The 15,177-nt window shown below is 71.0% G+C and carries 18 protein-coding genes, 1 pseudogene and 1 riboswitch; of the genes and pseudogenes, 9 read left to right on the top strand and 10 right to left on the bottom strand.

Annotation, left to right across the window (positions count from 1 at the left end; translation table 11 throughout):
- Window positions 1-136 precede the first annotated feature (136 nt).
- Window positions 137-1,615: a glycine hydroxymethyltransferase gene (locus ACWDGI_RS02120; protein ID WP_450755260.1), complete on the bottom strand. Its 1,479-nt coding sequence runs from the start codon at window positions 1,613-1,615 to the stop codon at window positions 137-139.
- Window positions 1,615-1,704, bottom strand: a riboswitch (ZMP/ZTP riboswitch). It overlaps the preceding gene by 1 nt.
- Before the next feature lie 102 nt (window positions 1,705-1,806).
- Here ACWDGI_RS02120 and rocD point away from each other — a divergent pair.
- On the top strand, window positions 1,807-3,012 hold the full coding sequence (rocD, locus tag ACWDGI_RS02115) for an ornithine--oxo-acid transaminase (RefSeq protein ID WP_450754418.1): 1,206 nt from the start codon (window positions 1,807-1,809) through the stop codon (window positions 3,010-3,012).
- Window positions 3,013-3,132: 120 nt separating this feature from the next.
- Here rocD and ACWDGI_RS02110 read toward each other — a convergent pair whose 3' ends face one another.
- Both ACWDGI_RS02110 and ACWDGI_RS02105 read right to left on the bottom strand, forming a co-directional pair.
- Window positions 3,133-4,341 carry a glutathionylspermidine synthase family protein gene (locus ACWDGI_RS02110; RefSeq protein WP_450754416.1) on the bottom strand — a complete coding sequence of 403 codons (1,209 nt, stop codon included), beginning with the start codon at window positions 4,339-4,341 and terminating at the stop codon, window positions 3,133-3,135.
- Window positions 4,342-4,348: 7 nt separating this feature from the next.
- Window positions 4,349-4,699, bottom strand: coding sequence for a hypothetical protein (locus tag ACWDGI_RS02105; protein ID WP_450754414.1), 351 nt, complete (start codon window positions 4,697-4,699; stop codon window positions 4,349-4,351).
- 334 nt (window positions 4,700-5,033) lie between these two features.
- On the opposite strand from ACWDGI_RS02105, the pseudogene ACWDGI_RS02100 reads away from it, so the two are divergent.
- The 4 genes and pseudogenes from ACWDGI_RS02100 to ACWDGI_RS02085 all read left to right on the top strand — a co-directional run.
- Window positions 5,034-5,960: pseudogene (locus tag ACWDGI_RS02100) on the top strand (hydrolase); the annotation flags it as partial.
- 115 nt (window positions 5,961-6,075) lie between these two features.
- On the top strand, window positions 6,076-6,903 hold the full coding sequence (locus tag ACWDGI_RS02095) for a DMT family transporter (RefSeq protein WP_450755258.1): 828 nt from the start codon (window positions 6,076-6,078) through the stop codon (window positions 6,901-6,903).
- 67 nt (window positions 6,904-6,970) lie between these two features.
- Window positions 6,971-7,462, top strand: coding sequence for a DUF2975 domain-containing protein (locus tag ACWDGI_RS02090; protein ID WP_450754412.1), 492 nt, complete (start codon window positions 6,971-6,973; stop codon window positions 7,460-7,462).
- Window positions 7,462-7,683: a helix-turn-helix domain-containing protein gene (locus tag ACWDGI_RS02085; RefSeq protein WP_450754410.1), complete on the top strand. Its 222-nt coding sequence runs from the start codon at window positions 7,462-7,464 to the stop codon at window positions 7,681-7,683. Before ACWDGI_RS02090 ends, ACWDGI_RS02085 begins: the two co-directional genes overlap by 1 nt.
- A 75-nt stretch (window positions 7,684-7,758) precedes the next feature.
- On the opposite strand, the gene pdxR is transcribed toward ACWDGI_RS02085, so the two are convergent.
- Window positions 7,759-9,189, bottom strand: coding sequence for a MocR-like pyridoxine biosynthesis transcription factor PdxR (pdxR, locus tag ACWDGI_RS02080; protein WP_450754408.1), 1,431 nt, complete (start codon window positions 9,187-9,189; stop codon window positions 7,759-7,761).
- Between the two features lie 46 nt (window positions 9,190-9,235).
- On the opposite strand from pdxR, the gene ACWDGI_RS02075 reads away from it, so the two are divergent.
- Window positions 9,236-9,733, top strand: a complete 498-nt coding sequence (locus ACWDGI_RS02075) for a carboxymuconolactone decarboxylase family protein (RefSeq protein WP_450754406.1) — start codon at window positions 9,236-9,238, stop codon at window positions 9,731-9,733.
- Between the two features lie 97 nt (window positions 9,734-9,830).
- On the opposite strand, the gene ACWDGI_RS02070 is transcribed toward ACWDGI_RS02075, so the two are convergent.
- The 3 genes from ACWDGI_RS02070 to ACWDGI_RS02060 form a co-directional block, all read right to left on the bottom strand.
- Window positions 9,831-10,442: a chaplin gene (locus ACWDGI_RS02070; RefSeq protein ID WP_450754404.1), complete on the bottom strand. Its 612-nt coding sequence runs from the start codon at window positions 10,440-10,442 to the stop codon at window positions 9,831-9,833.
- 264 nt (window positions 10,443-10,706) lie between these two features.
- Window positions 10,707-10,982 (bottom strand): hypothetical protein, encoded by a 276-nt coding sequence (locus ACWDGI_RS02065; RefSeq protein ID WP_450754403.1) that lies wholly within the window; start codon window positions 10,980-10,982, stop codon window positions 10,707-10,709.
- A gap of 74 nt (window positions 10,983-11,056) precedes the next feature.
- The gene (locus ACWDGI_RS02060) at window positions 11,057-11,713 is read right to left on the bottom strand and encodes a hypothetical protein (protein ID WP_450754401.1); all 657 of its coding nucleotides are present in this window, start codon (window positions 11,711-11,713) and stop codon (window positions 11,057-11,059) included.
- A 464-nt stretch (window positions 11,714-12,177) separates the two neighbouring features.
- On the opposite strand from ACWDGI_RS02060, the gene ACWDGI_RS02055 reads away from it, so the two are divergent.
- From ACWDGI_RS02055 to ACWDGI_RS02045, 3 genes are all read left to right on the top strand, one after another.
- Window positions 12,178-12,663: a hypothetical protein gene (locus tag ACWDGI_RS02055; protein ID WP_360487770.1), complete on the top strand. Its 486-nt coding sequence runs from the start codon at window positions 12,178-12,180 to the stop codon at window positions 12,661-12,663.
- A 206-nt stretch (window positions 12,664-12,869) separates the two neighbouring features.
- Window positions 12,870-13,157, top strand: a complete 288-nt coding sequence (locus ACWDGI_RS02050; RefSeq protein WP_360487767.1) for a hypothetical protein — start codon at window positions 12,870-12,872, stop codon at window positions 13,155-13,157.
- Between the two features lie 234 nt (window positions 13,158-13,391).
- Window positions 13,392-13,679, top strand: a complete 288-nt coding sequence (locus tag ACWDGI_RS02045; RefSeq protein ID WP_450754398.1) for a hypothetical protein — start codon at window positions 13,392-13,394, stop codon at window positions 13,677-13,679.
- A gap of 62 nt (window positions 13,680-13,741) precedes the next feature.
- On the opposite strand, the gene ACWDGI_RS02040 is transcribed toward ACWDGI_RS02045, so the two are convergent.
- The 3 genes from ACWDGI_RS02040 to ACWDGI_RS02030 all read right to left on the bottom strand — a co-directional run bounded on the left by ACWDGI_RS02040 (window position 13,742) and on the right by ACWDGI_RS02030 (window position 15,171).
- Entirely contained in the window at window positions 13,742-14,086 is a 345-nt protein-coding gene (locus ACWDGI_RS02040; protein ID WP_450754396.1) for a hypothetical protein, read from the bottom strand.
- A gap of 299 nt (window positions 14,087-14,385) precedes the next feature.
- On the bottom strand, window positions 14,386-14,709 hold the full coding sequence (locus tag ACWDGI_RS02035) for a hypothetical protein (protein ID WP_450754394.1): 324 nt from the start codon (window positions 14,707-14,709) through the stop codon (window positions 14,386-14,388).
- Window positions 14,710-14,805: 96 nt separating this feature from the next.
- Entirely contained in the window at window positions 14,806-15,171 is a 366-nt protein-coding gene (locus ACWDGI_RS02030; RefSeq protein WP_450754392.1) for a hypothetical protein, read from the bottom strand.
- Window positions 15,172-15,177 lie beyond the last annotated feature (6 nt).

Here is a 15,177-nt window from a genome sequence, read left to right as displayed (position 1 = left end):
CCATTCTCTCAGAGGGTGGGGGTGGGATTGGTCTCCGAGGCGGAGGGTTGTCCGGTGCGCGGGGACTGCGGCGCCGTTGTGGCTGGTCGCGCAGTTCCCCGCGCCCCTCGGGGGGCGCTGCCCCCGACGGCGTCGATCAGCCCAGGTCGATCTCGGGGTACAGCGGGAAGCCCGCGACCAGGTCCGTCGCGCGCTGGGCGATCTCCGTCGACACCTTCTCGTCCAGGACGTGGGAGGCCTTGCTCGGGGCGCCCGACTTCGTCGTGCCCGGCTCGGTCGCCGTCAGGACGCGGTCGATCAGGGCCGCCACCTCGTCCATCTCGGCCGTGCCCAGGCCGCGCGTGGTCAGGGCCGGGGTGCCGATGCGGATGCCGGAGGTGTACCAGGCGCCGTTCGGGTCGGCCGGGATCGCGTTGCGGTTGGTGACGATGCCGGAGTCGAGGAGTGCCGTCTCGGCCTGGCGGCCGGTGAGGCCGTAGGACGACTCGACGTCGATCAGGTTGAGGTGGTTGTCGGTGCCGCCGGTGACGAGCGTGGCACCGCGGCGCGTCAGGCCCTCGGCCAGTGCGCGGGAGTTGTCGACGATCCGCTGGGCGTAGTCCTGGAAGGCCGGCTGCCGGGCCTCGGCGAGGGCGACGGCCTTGGCGGCCATGACGTGCGGGAGCGGGCCGCCGAGGACCATCGGGCAGCCACGGTCGACCTGGTCCTTCAGGGAGTCGTCGCACAGGACCATGCCGCCGCGCGGGCCGCGCAGCGACTTGTGGGTGGTGGTGGTCACGATCTGGGCGTGCGGGACCGGGTCGAAGTCACCGGTCAGGACCTTGCCTGCGACCAGGCCCGCGAAGTGCGCCATGTCGACCATGAGGGTCGCGCCGACCTCGTCGGCGATCTCCCGCATGATCCGGAAGTTCACCAGACGGGGGTACGCGGAGTAGCCGGCCACCAGGATCAGCGGCCTGAACTCACGGGCCTGGACGCGCAGCGCGTCGTAGTCGATCAGGCCGGTCGCCGGGTCGGTGCCGTAGGAGCGCTGGTCGAACATCTTGCCGGAGATGTTCGGGCGGAAGCCGTGGGTGAGGTGGCCGCCGGCGTCCAGGGACATGCCGAGCATCCGCTGGTTACCGAAGGCCTGGCGCAGCTCGGCCCAGTCGGCCTCGGAGAGGTCGTTGACCTGGCGGGCGCCCGCCTTCGCCAGGAAGGGGACCTCGACGCGGTCGGCGAGGACGGCCCAGAAGGCGACCAGGTTGGCGTCGATGCCGGAGTGCGGCTGGACGTAGGCGTGCCGGGCGCCGAACAGCTCGCGGGCGTGCTCGGCGGCGAGCGCCTCGACGGTGTCGACGTTGCGGCAGCCGGCGTAGAAGCGGCGGCCGACGGTGCCCTCGGCGTACTTGTCGCTGAACCAGTTGCCCATCGCGAGCAGGGTGGCCGGGGAGGCGTAGTTCTCGGAGGCGATCAGCTTGAGCATCTCGCGCTGGTCGTGGACCTCCTGGCCGATGGCGTCGGCGACCCTCGGCTCGACCGCGCGGATCACGTCGAGGGCGGCGCGGTACGCGGTCGACTCGGTGGAAAGGGGCTCGGACATTCGGGACCTCCGGACATGGCGTTCGGCGTTCACGGTTCGGCCCAGGCGCACGGCACTCGATCAGACGCGGGCCGCTCCCCGATGGTCGGTCCCATCCCAGCGCGCCAGTCACGGCCCGCTGGTCAGACTACCCGGCACGCCGGGCCCGGGGGCCGTGGCGTCCACCAGTCGGGCAGCGGCAGAGGGTAGTAAGGGGGCACCTCGCCGCGTTCTCTGGAGTCGCCGTGACCACTACGGAAGCCCTCATCGCCGCCGCCGACGCGCACAGCGCGCACAACTACCGGCCGCTGCCGGTGGTGATCGCCACGGCCGAGGGGGCGTGGATGACGGACGTGGAGGGGCGCAGGTACCTGGACTTCCTGGCGGGCTACTCGGCGCTGAACTTCGGGCACGGCCACCCCCGGCTGGTGGCGGCGGCGAAGGCGCAGCTGGAGCGGGTGACACTGACGTCGCGCGCCTTCCACCACGACCGGTTCGCCGCGTTCTGCACGGAACTGGCGGAGCTGTGCGGGATGGAGATGGTGCTGCCGATGAACACGGGCGTGGAGGCGGTGGAGACCGCCGTGAAGACCGCCCGGAAGTGGGGTTACCGGGTCAAGGGGGTGCCGTCGGAGAGGGCGAAGGTGGTGGTCGCCGGCGGAAACTTCCACGGCCGTACGACGACGGTGATCAGTTTCTCGACCGATCCCGAGGCACGGGCGGACTTCGGGCCGTACACCCCGGGCTTCGAGATCGTGCCGTACGGCGACCTGACGGCCATGCGGGCCGCGCTGACGGAGAACACGGTCGCGGTGCTGCTGGAGCCGATCCAGGGCGAGTCCGGGGTGATCGTGCCGCCGGAGGGCTATCTGGCGGGGGTGCGGGAGCTGACGCGCGAGCGGGACGTGCTGTTCGTCGCGGACGAGATCCAGTCCGGGCTCGGGCGGACCGGGCGGACCTTCGCGTGCGAGCACGAGGGGGTCGTACCGGATGTGTATGTCCTCGGGAAGGCGCTGGGCGGCGGGGTGCTGCCGGTGTCGGCGGTGGTGGCGCGCGCCGAGGTGCTGGAGGTCTTCCGGCCCGGCGAGCACGGGTCCACCTTCGGCGGGAACCCGCTGGCCTGTGCGGTGGCGCTGGAGGTGATCGCGATGCTGCGCAGCGGTGAGTACCAGGAGCGGGCGGCCGAGTTGGGGGAGGTCCTGCACCGGCGGCTGGCGGAGATCGCGGGCAGTGGGCGGGTGACCGCCGTGCGGGGGCGGGGGCTGTGGGCGGGCGTGGACGTGGATCCGGGGGTGGGGTCGGGGCGGGTGGTGTCGGAGCGGTTGATGGAGCGGGGGGTGCTGGTGAAGGACACGCACGGGGCGACCGTGCGGGTGGCTCCGCCCTTGGTGGTGGCGGAGGAGGATCTGGAGTGGGGGGTCGAGCAGCTGTGGGAGGTTCTGGGCACCTGAGGGGGAGCCGCCGCCGGACGAGCGCGAGTGCCGGTGCGTGGTGCCTTGCCGCACCCGCGGGCGGTGGCCTCGGATCCGGTACCGCCCCGCGCCCCTAAGGGGGGCTCCTGTGCGCGGCGTTCAGAGAATCACGTGCGGCAGGAAGCGCGCGTAGTCGTCCGTCACCAGGCCCGCCGACTCCCTGATGCCCAGGCCCGCCGGCTCGTCCCCCACCACCCACGCGCCCAGCACCACGTGGTTGCCGTCGAAGACCGGCAGGGGGGCCAGCTCCTGGTAGCAGCAGGCCTCGTCGCGTGTGCCTGACGGCATTGCTTCGTTGCCGGCGGCCGCCGCGCCCGGCGGGTGCACCCGCACGCCGGCTCCCTCCCGGCCCAGCAGCGGCTTGCTGACGTACCCCTTGCCGGCCGCCAGCTCCCGCGGGCCGTCGACGTAGGCCGGCAGCAGGTTCGGGTGTTGCGGGTACAGCTCCCAGAGGATCGCCAGCAGGGCCTTGTTGCTCAGGAGCATCTTCCAGGCCGGCTCTATCCACATCGTGGTGCCCGTACCGCCGCCGTTGTCCAGGGTGTCGAGGACGTGGCCGGCGAAGGCGTCGGTGGTGAGCCATTCCCAGGGGTAGAGCTTGAAGCAGCTGCGGATGAACCGCAGCCGGTTGTCGACGAAGCGGCCGGAGAGGGTGTCCCAGCCGATCTCCTCCATGGAGATCCACTCGGTGTCCAGGCCCGCCTGCTCGGCGGTCTCCTTCAGGTACGCGACCGTCATCAGGTCCTCGCCGAGTTCGTCGGCGGAGGAGTGGGCGAAGTGGAGGGGGATGCCGGGCGGGAGCAGCCGGGCCTGGCGCCGCCAGGCGTCGACGAGGCGTTCGTGGAGGCTGTTCCACTGGTCGGCGCCGGGGAAGCGGTCCTCCATCCAGAACCACTGGGCCGAGGCGGCCTCCACCAGTGAGGTGGGGGTGTCGGCGTTGTACTCCAGGAGTTTCGCCGGGCCGGTGCCGTCGTGGCGGAGGTCGAAGCGGCCGTAGAGGGAGGGGAGTTCGGAGCGGCGGTGCCAGGACTCGGCGACGGCGGCGCGGATGCGGGGGTCGGTGATGCCCAGTTCGCCGAAACGATCCTGCGCCACGATGTGGCCGGCCGCGGCCAGACACATGGCGTGCAGCTCCTCGACCACCTCCTCCAGCGCCTCCACCTCTTCCAGGGTGAAGACGTAGTACGCGCTCTCGTCCCAGTACGGGCGCAGGACGCCGTCGGGATGGCGGGTGAGGGGGTAGATCAGGCCCTGCTCCTCGACGGTCCGCTGCCAGTCGGGGCGGGGTGCGACGGTACGGCGCTCCATCGCGGGGTCAGCCGCCGGAGCTGCCGTGGCCGCCGCCGTGCCCGAACCCGCCGCGGTGGACGCTGTGGCCGCCGCTGGACGCGCCGCCGGAGCCCTTGGCCGGCTTGGTGAACGAGCCGCCGCTGACCCAGCCGCTCTTCTTCTTGCCGCCGTAGTAGTAGACGCCGTTGACAGCGGTCTTGGTGGAGCCGCAGTTCTTGTCGGAGACGACCTGGTAGCCCTTGGTGGCGGTGTAGCTGTTGCGGTCGACGCAGCGCTTGTCGGGGTCGGAGGAGCAGGCGGTGAGGGCGGCGGCCAGAAGGCCCATGCCGCCGAGGATCACGGTGCCCGAGCGGAGTTGTCGGCGTGCGTCAGCCATGTTCGTGTTCCCCCGTGTGGTGTGCGGCGGGCCGACGGCAGTCGAGTGATCGTCGGCCGGGTGTCCGGCGACAGCTTAGACGAACGGCCCCAGCCACCCTCGGCTTGTCATGTCCCGGTAAGAAAATCCTGTGAAGCCACCGGGAATCCTGCCGCGCGCCGGGCGCCACGGGTACCGTCCAGCCGTTCACAGGTGAACGATCAACTGCGGACTCTACGCGCGCAGAACCACGGACCAACCCCACCGCACCACACCCGTGTCCACGCGCGAAGACAACCGCCGCAACACCCGCACCGCCATCCCTCTCGCACCCCCACCGATGGAGGAATGACAGATGCCCGGCATCGCCACCTCGCGCCGCACACTCACCGCGGCCCTGACCGTGCTCGGCCTGCTCACCGCAGGAGCCGCGCTCCAGGCCGCCCCCGCCCATGCCGCCACCACCTACCGCGTCCTGTTCGACGACGGCCACGCCGAGGAGGCCGGCAACGCGGACTGGATCATCTCCACCGGCAAGCCCGACCCGCTCTCCCAGGACTCCTCGCCCTCCTCGGAGACGGACTGGACCGGCGCGCTGTCCTCGTGGGGCGTCGCCCTGCAGCAGACCGGCGACTACAGCCTGAAGACGGCCACCAGCGCGCTGACGTACGGCGGCTCGTCCTCGACCGACCTGTCGAAGTTCGACGCGCTGGTGCTGCCCGAGCCCAACACCAGGTTCACCACCGCCGAGAAGACGGCGATCATGAACTTCGTGAAGGCCGGCGGCGGGCTGTTCATGATCTCCGACCACACGGGCGCCGACCGCAACAACGACGGCTACGACGCGGTCGAGATCCTCAACGACCTGATGACGAACAACAGCGTCGACTCGACCGACCCGTTCGGCTTCTCGATCGACTCCCTCGACATCGGCTCGGGCTACCCGAAGGCCGTCAGCGACAGCGGCGACGCCGTGCTGCACGGCGGCTTCGGCACGGTCACCAAGAGCCTGATCGCCGACGGGACGACGGCGACCCTCAAGCCCGCCGACAACGCGAACGTCAAGGGGCTGGTGTACCGCAGCGGTTACTCCGGCAACACCGGCGCCTTCTTCGCCACCAGCACCTTCGGCAGCGGGCGGGTCGCCTTCTGGGGTGACAGCTCGCCCATCGACGACGGCACCGGCCAGTCCGGCAACACGCTCTACGACGGCTGGAACGACAGCGGAGCCACCAACGCCGCCCTCGCCCTCAACGCCACCGCCTGGCTGGCCGGCGCCAGCTGACGCACCGGGTGCGGCGGCGGGTCCGGGCACCGTCCCGGGCCCGCCGCCCTGCCGTCCCCCGATCACTTCACTCCTCACCCCCCTCCCCTACAGTCCCTTTGTGCTCTTTGGAATGGTGTGCGCGCTCGCCGCGGCGCTCTGCTTCGGTACCGCGACGGTTCTGCAGGCGGTGGCCGCCCGGGCGGCGGGTGACGGTACGGGCGGGGAGGCCGCGCTGCTGCTACGGGCCGTCCGGCAGTGGCGGTACCTCGTCGGGCTGGGGCTGGACGGGCTGGGGTTCGTGTTCCAGATCCTGGCGCTGCGCTCGCTCCCCATCTACGCGGTGAGCGCGGCGCTGGCGTCCAGCCTCGCGGTGACCGCGGTGGTCGCGGCCCGGCTGCTGCGGGTGCGGCTGAGCGGGCTGGAGTGGGGCGCGGTGGGGGTGGTGTGCGCGGGGCTCGCGATGCTGGGGCTGGCGTCGGGCCCGGAGGGCGACCGGGCCGGGTCCGACGCGCTGAAGTACGCGATGCTCGCGACCGCGGTGGGCGTGCTGCTGCTCGGGCTCGTCGGCGGTCGGCTGTCCGGTCGGTGGCGGGCGCTGCTGCTGGGCCTCGGGGCGGGGTTCGGGTTCGGGGTGGTGGAGGTGTCGGTGCGGCTCATCGACACCCTGTGGCCGGGCGGGCTGCTCACCAACCCGGCGGCCTACGCCCTGCTCGTCGGCGGCGGCGGCGCCTTCCTGCTGCTGACCTCGGCGCTGCAGCGCGGCTCGGTGACCACGGCGACGGCCGGGATGGTGATCGGCGAGACGATCGGCCCGGCGGCCGTCGGCGTGGTGTGGCTCGGGGACCGCACCCGCGAGGGGCTCGCCTGGCTCGGGGTGCTCGGCTTCACCGTGGCCGTCGCGGGGGCGCTGGCGCTGGCCCGGTTCGGGGAGGCGCCGGAGAGGGTCGAGGAGGGCTGAGCCCCACTCTTGCCACGCCTATCGAGAAACGATAGATTCCCATCGTAAGTCGATGGAGGGATGGGTCGTGGGGAAGCTGACAGTCCGTGCGTTGCGCGCCGTGCTCGCGGTGGTGCTCACCGGCACCGTGTTCGTACAGGCGGGAATGGTGTGGACGCTGGCCAGTGGGAACGATCCCGAGGACGGGTCGCTCCCGCTGACCGCGTTCCGCGTGATCACGATCCTGGGCATGGTGTGCGCTCAGGTGGCCCTGGTCTGCGTGTGGCGGCTGGTGACGATGGTGCGACGCGGAACCGTGTTCTCCGACGCGGCCTTCCGGTACGTGGACAGGGTGATCGGCGCGATCGTGGCGACCGCCCTGTTGTGGTTCACGGTCACGGCCCTCAACGCGCCCGGCCAGCGGGACGACCCGGGCGTCACCGTCATCATGGGCGGGGTGGGCCTGGCCATCCTCGGGGTCGCGCTCATCGTGCTCGTCCTGCGGATGCTGCTCGCCCAGGCCGTCGCGCGCGACGTCGAAGCGGCGCAGATGCAGGCCGAGCTGGACGAGGTCATCTGATGCCGATCGCCGTCGACATCGACGTGATGCTGGCCAAGCGGAAGATGTCCGTGGGCGAGCTCGCGGACCGGGTGGGGATCACGCCCGCCAACCTGGCCGTGCTCAAGAACGGCCGCGCCAAGGCGGTACGGTTCGCGACGCTCGCCGCGCTCTGCGAGGTGCTCGAGTGCCAGCCGGGCGACCTGCTGCGCTGGGAGGCCGAGGACGCCGCCGGCGGATGACGTGCCCCCGGGCGGGCGAGAAGGCGCCTCCGCAGGTCAGTTCCGGGCCGTCGTACCGGAACTCGGTCCGGGGATTCATTCGACGCCGGTCACGGCCGGGTCCGACAGCACCGTGCACAGCACGTCCAGCGCCCCCGACCAGGCGTGGTCGGCGGGCGTGCCGTAGCCGAGGACGAGGGCGTCCAGGGGTGCGGTGACCGCGTCGGGGTGGCGGTGGCGCGGGGTGAGGCCGTCGAGGGCGAGGCCCTGGGCGGCGGCGGCCCGGATCACCCGGTGCTGGGTGCCGGGCGGGAGCCGCAGCAGCATGTGCAGGCCGGCCGCGATGCCGGTGACCCGGATCTCCGGGGCGCGCTCGGCGAGGGCCGCGACCAGGGCGTCCCGGCGGCGCCGGTAGCGGGAGCGGGACGCGCGGACGTGCCGGTCGTAGGCGCCGGAGGTGATGAACTCGGCGAGGGTCAGCTGGTCCGGTGCCCCGCAGGTGTCCACGCCGCCCTTGACCGCCGTCACCTCCCGGGCCACACCCGGCGGCAGCACCATCCAGGCCAGCCGCAGCCCGGGCGCCAGGGACTTGCTGGCCGTGCCCAGGTAGACGACCTCGTCGGGGGCGAGGCCCTGGAGGGCGCCGACGGGACGGCGGTCGTAGCGGAACTCGCCGTCGTAGTCGTCCTCCAGGACCAGGCCGCCGGTGCGCCGCGCCCAGTCCACGACGGCCGCCCGCCGGTCGTGGTGCAGCGGCGCGCCCATCGGGAACTGGTGGGCGGGGGTCAGCAGCACCGCGGCCGGCCCCTGCGCCAACCCCCTCGTGTCCGTGCCGCGTTCGTCGAAGGGCAGCGGGCGGGTACGGAGTCCGGCCGCCGTCAGCAGCTGCCAGTGCTCGTCGAGGCCGTACGACTCCACGGCGACCGTGTCCGCCCCGCGGGCCCGCAGCAGCCGGCCGAGCAGGCCGAGGCCGTGCGCGAACCCGGCGCAGATCACGATGCGTTCGGGGTCGGCGCGCACCCCCCGGGCGCGGGCGAGGTAGGCGGCGAGCGCGGTGCGCAGTTCGACGCGGCCGCGGGGATCGCCGTAGCCGAAGGCCTCGTTGGGGGCGGCGGTGAGGGCGCGGCGGGCCGCCCTGAGCCATTCGGTGCGCGGGAAGGCCGAGACGTCGGGGTGGCCGGCGCGCAGGTCGTAGGCAGGGTGGTGGGCGGTGGTACCGGTGGCGGGCGTCGTTCCGTGCCGCCTGGACGTCGACGCCGTCGGCTCCCTGGTCGCGACCCGGGTGCCGGAGCCCTGGCGGGCGGTGAGCCAGCCCTCGGCGACCAGGTCGGCGTAGGCGTCGGCGACGGTGTTGCGGGCGATGCCCAGGTCGGCGGCGAGGGAGCGAGAGGAGGGCAGCCGGGTGCCGGGGACCAGCCGGCCGCCGCGGACGGCTTCGCGCAGGGCGTCGGTCAGGCCCCGGCGCAGCCCCGGACCGGCCGGTTCCAGATGGAGGTCGAAGCCCAGAGTGGCCCATGTTTTCCCCATGGAAATGGACCATACTCCTGGGCTGCCTGGCTCCTAGGGTCGAGATATGACCACAGAACACCCGACTGAGTACGCACCGGAACACACTCCCCGTCTGGCCTGGTCGGAGCTGGTGCCCGACGTCTACCGGGCGATGGTCCGGCTGGACACCGCCGCCCGGAAGGGCCTCGACCCGAAGCTCCTGGAGCTGGTGAAGATCCGGGCCTCACAGCTCAACCGCTGTGCGCTCTGCGTGGACATGCACAGCAAGGACGCGCTGGCGCAGGGCGAGAGCGTCGAGCGGATCATCCAGCTCAGCGCCTGGGAGGAGTCCGAGCACTTCTACACCGAGAAGGAGCTGGCGGCGCTGGGGCTGACGGAGGCGGTGACCGTTCTGACGGACGGCTTCGTGCCGGACCACGTCTACGAGCGGGCCGCCAAGCACTTCGAGGAGGCGGAGCTGGCACAGCTGATCGCCGCCATCACGGTGATCAACGCCTGGAACCGGTTCGGGGTGACCTGCCGGCTGGTGCCGGGGCACTACACGCCGGGGCAGCACGCCTGAGCAAGGCCGGTGACGTCCGGGCCGGGGCTCCGGCGGGGGGCCGCGGCGGCGGTCCGGGAGATCGCCGCCGGGGCTCCGTCGGACGGGGCGGCCGGGATCACCTCACGTGGCTGACCGTCCTCGGACGGAAGCGCCGGTACAGCACCACTCCGGCCGTCAGCGAGGCCAGGCTCGCGGCCGCCGGCGCCCAGGGGTTGCCCGTTCCGGTGTGCGCGAGCGTGCCGGTCGTCCGCTGCCGGACGACGGTGGCGGGCGGCTTCGGCGCCGGGTGGGCCTTGGCCGGGTGCGACGGCTGGTGGCGGACGGGCGGCGCGGGAGGCGTGGACGGGCCGGGCTCGTCGGGATGGCCGTTGACGGACTCGTTTCCGAAGACGGGATTGCCGACACCCACCACGTTCACGCTGTTGCCGACGACGTTCAGGGGAACGTCGATCGGAAGCTGGACGTCGTTGCCGGAGAGGACGCCCGGCGAGTCGTGGGCGCTGCCGACGGCCGTCGCTCCGTGCTTCTCCGCGGACTTGCCCCCCTCGTTGGCGCACCGGTTGCCCATCGCGGGGTTGAGGAGCCCGACGACGTCGACGGTGTTCCCGCACACGTTCACCGGGATGTTCACCGGCAACTGGATGTCGTTGCCGGACACCAGCCCGGGCGAGCCGGCCGCGGAACCGTCCGCGGCGGAGTCGGCCCACGCGGGTCCCGCGACCGCCATCGCACCAGACGCGACGGCGAAGGCGATCACACTGTTTCGGGTAGCCCGTTTCATGGGTTCCCTGCCCTTCCAGACACGTCGCGGGCACTCACCCGCGATCGGTGAAATCCAAGTAAAGCGAAATACGTAGTACTTTTTTGACCGGTATCGGTGCGATACGGGCGTGCCGGGCTGGAGCGTGCGGGCCCGCCTGGCCGTCGACGAGACGAGGCGTGCCACGGTCGTCCGGTCCGGCGCCCGCCGACGTCTCGCTGCGCCGAGGTGTCAGAGCGCCTGGTTGTTGCAGCCCATGTCCGAACCGAGGTGGCTCTGCTGTGCGCCCGGGTTGCCCTCGCCGTTCAGCAGGTTGCCCGCCAGGCCGGTGATCGCGCCGACGCTGCCGATCACCTCGATGTTCATGTCGTGCGAACGGCACTCGGTGGCCTGGGTGATGTCGAGGTCGCGGCCCAGGTCGTCGTGAGCGGACGCGGTGTTGGCGCCGAAGGAGCCGACACTGCCGAGCATGGCGCCCACGAGGACTGCCTTCTGGAACTTGCGCATGGGTTCTCCATTGGTCTGCGGATGGAATCTGCAAGAGGTCGTGCGGGACGTGAGGATGTTCGCCGGCGCGGCCGTCAGCCGAGCCGGGGAAGCCCCAGCTGGCCGACCGGAGGTGCCGCGACCTGCCCGAGGCCGACCGGGGAGAGCTGCGGCGCGCCCGGCGATCCGAGCTGCGGGCTGAGGAGCGGGTTCACCTGCGGGTTGATCTGGGGGTTCACCTGCGGGGCGACGATCGCCGGCGCCTGCGGGGCGAAGCCCTGGGGTACCTGGGGCATGGCCAGCTGCGGGGCGACCTGCGGCATGACCTGAGGCATGACCTGCGGCACCACCTGGGCCGGCTGCGCGGGAGCGGCCTGGGCCGGCTGCTGCGGGGCGGCCTGCTGCGGATACTGCGGCGCGGCCTGCTGCTGGTACGGGGCAGGGGCCTGCTGCGGGTACTGCGGGGCGGCCTGCTGCGGGTACGGCGTCGTGGCGGCCTGCGCGACTCCCTGGGAAGAAGCCGTGCTGGAGGCGTAACCGGTCGGCTGGGGCGCGGGCGCGGGCGCGGCCTGCTGGACCGGCTGGGGCGCGGGTGCCGGGGCCGCCTGGGGAGCGAATTGCTCGGGAGCCGGAGCCGGAGCCGGGGCGGGACTGCCCTGTCCGACGGGAGCGGCATAACTGACACCGCCGCCGAGTGCGGACAGACCGCTGGCCGCCACTGCAAAAAGCGCGGCCTTGTGAAGCTTGCGCATGAAACCCTCGGCCCTTCGATACCTGATGGGGAAGTCCATTGCATTCAGCTCGGTCACACGTGCAGTCGGTGTGATACTCGTACCGCATCACAGGCAGCAGTAATTCCGATAAGCACGCGGACTTCGCATTCGGAGCCGACAGCGATTGCCTCACCCTCTTCAGGTCCACGGTCGCTGCCCTCTCCTCGTCGGAACGACGATCGACCGGCCGCGGTCACGGGATTCAAAAGCCCGTCACCCATTTGCCTTCCGATGGGGCGCACTTCACCACTCGCACACCCTGCGGCAAATGGGTGACCACGACCCGGCGACCGTTTCTGGTTCTGCACGCGTCTCGTTGCCCACGGGGCAAGAACGATGGTTCACCGCAGCCGCGCAGGGGCGGCAGGAACAGCGACAACTGCGCTGCCTCATCAGCATTTCATCAGATTCCGTGCACAGGTCAATGAAGGGCCGAGAATTCCATGCGCAAGCTTCGTAGGGTCGCGCTCGTCGTCGCAGCAGCCGGAGGTCTCACCGCCGTCGGCGCCGCCCCAAGCTCCGCCGTCACTCCCGCCGCCTACAACGGGGCTGTGCCGCCTCCCGTTTCACAGCCGGACGCCCAGGCCGCCTCGGCCGCCTCCGCCCAGGCCACCGCACAGTCCTACGGCTCGCCGGCCCCGCAGCAGGCACCCCCGCAGCGTGCCACCGAGGTCGCCCCGCAGATCAACCCGCAGCTGAACCCGCAGATCAACCCGCAGCTTTCGTCGCCGGCCCCGCAGCCGGCGCAGGGACAGGCCGCCCCGGTGAGCCAGACCAACATGTTCCGTCCGTCCCAGGAGTGCAGCCCGCAGAGCCTGCTCGACGCGAACGTCCCGGTCGCCCTGCTCGCCGCTTCCCAGACCCGCGGCATCGACTGTTCCCAGGCCAACAGCCAGTCGAACTCGCTTGCCAACGCGCGCCAGGGATGACGGCCAAACGTCGTCGCGCGAACGGGAGTTGTCGAAAACCGCGACCGGCGGGACCGTTCCGACGCGATACGACTTTCGGGTGCTTTCGCCTTTTGATCGCGAAATCGGCGCGTCGCCGCCATCTTTGGCGTATTTCGTACTAATCTCCCGTAACTGTAATAAGTCGATCTCCCGCAGATCGCACCCACTCACTCCCCGGAGATGACATGCGTAAGCTTCGCAACGTTGCCGTCCTGATCGCCGCAATCGGCAGCATCGGACTCGTCGGCGGCACGGCCCACGCCGACCAGGGCGGTAAGGGCGGCGAGCACGGCGACAAGTTCAACATCCAGCAGAGCTCCAACTGCAAGTCGCACGACCTGAACCTGGACGTCCTCGGCGAGGTCGGCCTGCTCAACGGCGTCCTGGGCAACGCGCTGAACGGCGAGGGCAACCCGGGCGCCCAGGCCACCGACATCGGCTCCACCATGGGCTGCAACAACAGCGCCTTCTGAAAATCTGATCGGCGGGAAAACGTCGGTTGACAAATGGTCCCGGCGCCGGGCTTCAATCCTGCGCCGGGACCATTTGTGTGCGTCGGACGACCGCAGAGGTGGCGAAAATCAGGCGAGTTCGGCGCGCCGCTGGATTATCTCGGTTATTTCGTATCAACCTTCAGGTCAAGAATGCCGATCTTTCACAGATCGCCTCTACCGCACCTCAGCTCACCCCACCTCACCGGAGATGAAATGCACAAGGTACGCATGGCTGCCGTCCTCTTCGCCGCGTTCGGGAGCATCGGGCTCCTGGGCGCCGGCGCCGCCCACGCCGACCAGGGCGGGCACAAGCGGGGCGACAGCTTCGACATCCGGCAGAGCAGCACCTGTACGTCGCACGACGGCAACGTCGACATCCTCGGCGAGGTCGGCATCGGCAACGGCCTGGGCGGCAACCTGCTGAACGGCGAGGGCAACGCCGGCGCCCAGCAGAGCCACCTCGGTTCGGACATGGGCTGCAACAACAGCTTCGGCAAGTAGGCAGAAACGACAGATCCCGGTGTCCCGGCAACGGCCGGGGCACCGGGATCTGTCAATGGCGCTCAGAACTCGATGTGCGGCTTCTTGAAGCCCTTGGGCAGCTCCGCCGTGTTGGAACAGTCCACCTCCGGCCCGGCCTTCGTGGATCCGCTGCCCAGCAGTCCGTCCTCCGGATACACCGCGCTCGGCCGGTCGGTCGTCTCGCAGTTCTGTGTCTGCCTGATGATGTGCGTGCCGTCCTTGTCGGAGTGGATCTCGCTCTTGCGGACGCAGACGGTGTCGCCCTGCGCGTTGGTCTTGCAGTCGCCCGAGTGGCCGTCCGCGTACGCGTGTCCGGCGCCGACGCAGATCGCCGCGAGACTCCCGACGAGGCCCGTGACGGTGGCAATCTTCTGCCGAGTGAACATGTGCTGCTTTCCTTTGCAAAAGAGGCCCGGTCGCGTGCCGTTACCGGCGTGCGTCCGGGCCCGAGAAGGTCGAATCAGGGCATCCTGCGCCTGGACGCGGTGGAGACCGCTACCGACGACAGGATGGCGGCAGCCCGGACGCGTGCCCCGAGGGAGCGGTGCGTCCGGGCTGCCTTCGCCACGGGGTGTCACTCAGCAAGCCGCTTAACGGACCCCGGAGTTCGTGCGATGTTCCTGGGCTTCCGAAGGAGGCCGATGCGCTCGTGACGGCGCCGAGAGGACAAGTCCTCGGTACGCCGTTACTCGCCCTCGCCGCCCTGCTGCTGGCCGTACCCCTGCTCGGGCTGCTCAGACTGGTCGGGGCCGGCCTTCTGCTCCTCCGGCTGACCCTCCGGCTGGCCCTCCGGCTGACCCTGCGGCTGCGCCTCGGGCTGACCCTGAGGCTGCGCCGCCGGGCCGTAGTAACCGCTGCCGACGGCAACGGCGTTGGCCGACGAGTTGGCCACGGCGGTGACGCCCTGGCCCGCGTCCTCGCCGCCGGCGGCGAAGCTGGCCCCGGCACCGACGAAGGACAGGCCGGCAATCGCCGCCGCTACGACCGCGGCGCGCTGAAACTTACGCATGATGTGACCCTTTCTTGTCCGGGCAGGACAGCCCGGCTTGACTACACAATGTGAGCATATACACACATTTCGTAGTCATTCAGGATCTACACTCGCTCATGTCGCGTCGTTCTCGCCTCGCGTCGTCGCCCGCCACCGCCCCGCGTGCCGGTCCTCGCGGGTGCCGGTCGACCCCCACGTCGAGGGGGAACAGGTCACCTCGGGCCCGAGCCGCGCCCTCCCGTTGCCCAGGACCGCGGGCACCTCCAGGGGCTGCACGGTCTGGCAGGTGTCCTGATGGGGCGGGAGTTCGCCTTCGGGGACCTCGCCCTTGAACCGCTGGGTGCAGGTGAGGTTGCCCAGGAGGTCACGGGTGCAGTCCCCCGGGTCCACTGCGGCATACGCCTGGCCGATACCGGCGCCGGACGCGACGAGGCCGCCGACGAGCACCGAGAGGGCCGCGATCTTCTTCCTGTTCACCATGTCAAG

Source organism: Streptomyces sp. NPDC001220, from assembly GCF_053597895.1.
This window is presented reverse-complemented; position numbering and strand designations above follow the sequence as displayed.

What these genes read in the sequence shown, in the direction of transcription:
- ACWDGI_RS02110 (WP_450754416.1), bottom strand. Translation starts at nt 4,341, where the DNA reads ATGGAGCGCCGTACCGTCGCACCCCGCCCCGACTGGCAGCGGACCGTC.
- ACWDGI_RS02105 (WP_450754414.1), bottom strand. Translation starts at nt 4,699, where the DNA reads ATGGCTGACGCACGCCGACAACTCCGCTCGGGCACCGTGATCCTCGGC.
- ACWDGI_RS02095 (WP_450755258.1), top strand. Translation starts at nt 6,076, where the DNA reads ATGGTGTGCGCGCTCGCCGCGGCGCTCTGCTTCGGTACCGCGACGGTT.
- ACWDGI_RS02085 (WP_450754410.1), top strand. Translation starts at nt 7,462, where the DNA reads ATGCCGATCGCCGTCGACATCGACGTGATGCTGGCCAAGCGGAAGATG.
- pdxR (WP_450754408.1), bottom strand. Translation starts at nt 9,189, where the DNA reads ATGGGGAAAACATGGGCCACTCTGGGCTTCGACCTCCATCTGGAACCG.
- ACWDGI_RS02075 (WP_450754406.1), top strand. Translation starts at nt 9,236, where the DNA reads ATGACCACAGAACACCCGACTGAGTACGCACCGGAACACACTCCCCGT.
- ACWDGI_RS02070 (WP_450754404.1), bottom strand. Translation starts at nt 10,442, where the DNA reads ATGGCGGTCGCGGGACCCGCGTGGGCCGACTCCGCCGCGGACGGTTCC.
- ACWDGI_RS02065 (WP_450754403.1), bottom strand. Translation starts at nt 10,982, where the DNA reads ATGCGCAAGTTCCAGAAGGCAGTCCTCGTGGGCGCCATGCTCGGCAGT.
- ACWDGI_RS02060 (WP_450754401.1), bottom strand. Translation starts at nt 11,713, where the DNA reads ATGCGCAAGCTTCACAAGGCCGCGCTTTTTGCAGTGGCGGCCAGCGGT.
- ACWDGI_RS02055 (WP_360487770.1), top strand. Translation starts at nt 12,178, where the DNA reads ATGCGCAAGCTTCGTAGGGTCGCGCTCGTCGTCGCAGCAGCCGGAGGT.
- ACWDGI_RS02050 (WP_360487767.1), top strand. Translation starts at nt 12,870, where the DNA reads ATGCGTAAGCTTCGCAACGTTGCCGTCCTGATCGCCGCAATCGGCAGC.
- ACWDGI_RS02045 (WP_450754398.1), top strand. Translation starts at nt 13,392, where the DNA reads ATGCACAAGGTACGCATGGCTGCCGTCCTCTTCGCCGCGTTCGGGAGC.
- ACWDGI_RS02040 (WP_450754396.1), bottom strand. Translation starts at nt 14,086, where the DNA reads ATGTTCACTCGGCAGAAGATTGCCACCGTCACGGGCCTCGTCGGGAGT.
- ACWDGI_RS02035 (WP_450754394.1), bottom strand. Translation starts at nt 14,709, where the DNA reads ATGCGTAAGTTTCAGCGCGCCGCGGTCGTAGCGGCGGCGATTGCCGGC.
- ACWDGI_RS02030 (WP_450754392.1), bottom strand. Translation starts at nt 15,171, where the DNA reads ATGGTGAACAGGAAGAAGATCGCGGCCCTCTCGGTGCTCGTCGGCGGC.